The 3885-nt window shown below is 68.1% G+C and carries 4 protein-coding genes; 3 read left to right on the top strand and 1 reads right to left on the bottom strand.

Annotated features, from left to right (window positions below; all coding sequences use genetic code 11):
* The first annotated feature begins 527 nt into the window (after positions 1-527).
* Both VN520_RS33940 and VN520_RS33935 read left to right on the top strand, forming a co-directional pair.
* Positions 528-944: a glyoxalase gene (locus tag VN520_RS33940; RefSeq protein ID WP_325750790.1), complete on the top strand. Its 417-nt coding sequence runs from the start codon at positions 528-530 to the stop codon at positions 942-944.
* Positions 945-1252: 308 nt separating this feature from the next.
* Positions 1253-1600, top strand: coding sequence for a hypothetical protein (locus VN520_RS33935; RefSeq protein ID WP_325750789.1), 348 nt, complete (start codon positions 1253-1255; stop codon positions 1598-1600).
* Between the two features lie 195 nt (positions 1601-1795).
* Here the strand turns inward: VN520_RS33935 and VN520_RS33930 are convergent, their stop codons facing one another.
* Positions 1796-2599 (bottom strand): siderophore-interacting protein, encoded by an 804-nt coding sequence (locus VN520_RS33930; protein ID WP_325750788.1) that lies wholly within the window; start codon positions 2597-2599, stop codon positions 1796-1798.
* 376 nt (positions 2600-2975) lie between these two features.
* Here VN520_RS33930 and VN520_RS33925 point away from each other — a divergent pair, with 376 nt between their 5' ends.
* Positions 2976-3572 carry a snapalysin family zinc-dependent metalloprotease gene (locus VN520_RS33925; RefSeq protein WP_325750787.1) on the top strand — a complete coding sequence of 199 codons (597 nt, stop codon included), beginning with the start codon at positions 2976-2978 and terminating at the stop codon, positions 3570-3572.
* The last annotated feature ends 313 nt before the right edge of the window (positions 3573-3885 follow it).

Below are 3885 nucleotides of genomic sequence, written 5' to 3'. Positions count from 1 at the left end.
AAACTGCTGCTCCTTCCTTGAGCACCCGTCACCGACCGGGTCGAGCCCGCTGAATGGAACACAGCGGCTCTCACCGGGCCGCCCCGTACCCACTCCGTGTACCGCCTATGCGCCTGCCGTCGCCCGGGCCGGCTCCGACGGCGCCACAGGTCTTCGGTGGATACCGGCGCAGTGGCCGTACGAGCCAGGACGATCCGGTCAAGCAGTGAACCTCCGAACTGCCGGCCGATGTCCCGGCTCGGAATCCGGGCCGGTTCGCGCTACCGCTCCGGCGCATCAAACACGGCTGTCCCACCCTGAAGACGACACTGAGCCTCGATCACTTCGCAGGCCCCCCTTCACCGGCCGGCACCGCCCTTCGGCACACCGCAGCCTGGCCCCGGAGCCGTCCCCGCGTCACGCGTTCCTGGCCGGGGTGACTCCCGGGCCCGGCGGGACCGCGACGGATGCCGGCCTCTGCCGGTGGGCGCCGCGCCCGCCACCGGCCATCACACACAACAGCATGACCCTTATGAGATCCCCAGCTCGTGTATCAGCAGATGTTCTTCGTGAACCTGGCCACCCACGGCCTCGATGCGACGAAGGGATTCTTCGCCGGACCCGGGTATCCCCTCGACGACCAGTTCAGCGACGACACGACGGCTTCGATCCCGCTGAGCAATACCGTCACCGTGATGCTGCACGACCACCGTCAGTACGGCCGGTTCACGAAGAAACAGCTCGTGGACTCGGCCACGTCCAGCGAAGTGCTGCTCACGTGGGGCGCCCCCGGCCGGGAGAAGGCCGACGAACTGGCCGGCGCCTTCCTGTCGGTCTCCGCACCGCGGGTGACCTCGTCGAAGCGCGAGGTCCGCGTCGGTCATGGGCATCTGCCGTTGCTGCGGAACGGCCGAAGCCATGGAGTCGTCGGCCACCCGGGACGACTCGGACCCCGGCGGCCGTGACCTCCGCCGCGGCAGGCAGCAGCATCGCTCCGTTCCGCCCGTCCATCACCGAGGAGTCCCTCAGCCGGCGAGGCCGCCTCAGCCTCACGCTGCGGCGGCTCCGGTCACCTTCGACGCGCCCCTGGACGCCCAGCCAGACCCATCCGCCAGGCATCGAACCTTCGCTGTCCCTGCGCCGGCCCGCACTCCGCTCGTCGAAGCCCGCTCAGCACTTGACGCTTGATCTTTCAACATCTGCACTGTTAGCGTAATACGCCGTCTCAGGAGTGGAGTTCCCCATGCGTTTAAGGACCATTGCCCTCGCAGCTGTGCCCGCAGCCTTCCTCGGCGTCATGGCATCCGCGCCCAGTGCGTCGGCGTGGTCGTCCGCCAACTGTCCGGAAGGCACGTTCTGCGTCTGGCCCGACTGGTGGTACGGCGACACCGACATGGCGCCATCGCTGGTAACGGAAGGCGAATGGTCCGGAAGCGCCGCCGGCCACATCTTCTACAACAACACTCCTCGGGACGTCACGATGACGTACGTCGTCCAGGGCGAGGGGCAGGCACCTGCGTCCACGGCATGTGTCAGCAACGGCCAGGGAAGTTACTTCACGCTGCCTGTGACCGTCACGGACATTGCCTGGCGTGAGGATGACGGCAGCCCTTGCTGGTGACCCGTCAAACGGTCGCTCCTTGCGTTTCCGCAGCTCCCGGCCTCTGCGTGACGGCCCGCCAGTTCATGGGATGCCGCATGTGATGGCCTGCGGTGGTCACGATCGCAGCGCCCGTGTCGCCGACGCCGGCCGAGGCCCTGAAGGCCGGTGGTGTCATGGAGGCAGGCGAAGCCCTGGCCCGTCATCGGCGCCGGGTCAGGCGTGCGAAGGCTCCCGTTTCGTTTCGACGGTCCCTCGGCCGGCGGACGGCCCACCGCGCCAGTAACCGCAGAAGTAGATCTGCTGCTTTTCGACACCTCGCTCGTTCACCAGGTAACGCCGCACCGATGAAGCCAGAGCGGCCTCGCCGGCTACCCAAACGTACGGCGTGCCGGACGGGAACGGCAAGGCGCGCAGCGCCTCCACCACCCGGGAACCGCGAGAGCCCGAGCGATACAGCCAGGTCACCTCATCAGCCAGGTCCAGCACGTCCTGCTCATCCTCAACTTCGAGCAATGTGTACGCGGGGGTGCGGGCGGTTTCGAGCATGGAGGCGATCGCAGGCATGGCCGTCTCGTCGCCGATCAGCAGCTGCCAGTCCGCTTCGCCGGCCGCGTACCGGGCTCCGTCGCTGAGAATGCCGATCCGGTCGCCCGGTTCGGCCGTGCCGGCCCAGGCCGAGGCCGGACCTCTGTCCCCGTGCAATGCGAAGTCGATGTCGAGCCGGCATCGGGCATGGTCGATATGGCGAACCGTGTAGTTGCGGACGACAGGACGTCGATCGGCCGGCATTGCTTGCAGTTCGGTCCACCAGTCGGAACTGGCCGGCAGTTGCAGATCATCCCCGGCCGGGAGGAACAGCCGCACCAAGTGGTCGGGGCCGGCGTAGTGGAAATCGCCCACGTCGTCCCCGGCCAGCGTGATCCGGACCATTCGCGGCGTGAGTCGGCGTACCCCGGTGACAGTCACGAGGATGGGCCGTTGCGGTGACACTTGATCGGCTGCGAGCGACTGAGACATCGAAGAAGCACTCCTGAACAAGGGACACCGTCGTTAGGTTAGGTTTAGCTTACTTGCACGATGCCGTTGAGCGCCATGGCGGTTCCATCTGCGGGTGCGCCGCCCCGTACCCGGGCGGCTGCGCTACGGCCGCCCGGCACACGCATCACATCCTGGATCCGGCACAGCGGTGGCGAGAGGCCCGAAGCGGATCACGGATCCAGTCCGCCCCGCACTCTTTTCCGGCCCATATTCATGACAGGGGCATGATGAGTCGGGGGTGTTGGGCATAGCTCTAAGGCCCTGGGAGAACTGCGGCCGGCCGCTCCGCTGACGCAGCCCCTCCCCCTCTCTCCGTTCCGAGCGAACCGAGACCCCCACGAGTGAAGGGACAGCTATGCCGCACTCCTTATGGCTGAAGGCAGCCGGTACCGCCGCCGCAGTCACCCTGGCCGCAGCAACAGCTGCGCACGCCGCGCCCCCAGCGGAGCCGACAGCAGCAAAGAGCGCGGCAGCGGTAGTGACACTCCGCTACGACGACAGCCGAGCAGGCGGCTGGGAAGCGGCGATCACCGCCGGAGTCGCCTCGTGGAACCAGAACGTCAGCAACATCAGGCTGGTCGAAGCCGCACCTGGCACCCGAGCCGAAATTCAGATCGTGGCCACCAGCGGCTGGCCGCAGGCGACACTCGGCCCTGTACGCCCGGGCGGCCAGGTACGTGTCGAACTCGGCAGCCAAGCAGTGTCCCAGGGGCACGACAAGACCCGCATCACCGCCCACGAGATCGGGCACAGTCTGGGCCTGCCCGACACCAAGCCCGGCCCGTGCTCCCAGCTGATGTCAGGGTCAAGCGCAGGCACCGGTTGCAGGAACGCGGTTCCGAACGCGACTGAACGAGCCCGTGTCGAGTCCGCTTACTCCAACAGCAGCACCTCGCTCACTCCTGCCGATGGCCGCATCCTGATGGAGGCGCCTCGGGCAGGAGCTCTTTGACGAATCACCGGGCATCCGGCTCCGCCCCACGGTCCGCCGGCTCCGCCCCACGTTCCGCCGGCACCGGCTGAAACTGCTCCCCTGCCACGAGCCACGGCCCGCCTCTCAGCCGCGCTCGTGGCCGGGCCGCGGGGTGACGTGCGAAGTGGGCACGTGCGCCGCAGCCCGGTGACGGGGCGGCCGAGTTCGCCAGTTCCCGCGCGCTCGCCACCGCCGAGACCGCACAGACGCCGTCGGCAGCCCGCTGCTTGCGGCCGGCCAGACCGGCCGCAAGCAGCATCTACGGAGCGGTAGCGCATACCAGTGGTCCGGG

This window comes from Streptomyces sp. (assembly GCF_035563135.1).
Classification (GTDB): domain Bacteria; phylum Actinomycetota; class Actinomycetes; order Streptomycetales; family Streptomycetaceae; genus Streptomyces.
Note: the sequence above shows the minus strand (reverse complement) of the source record. Positions and strands in the feature narration are given on the sequence as shown.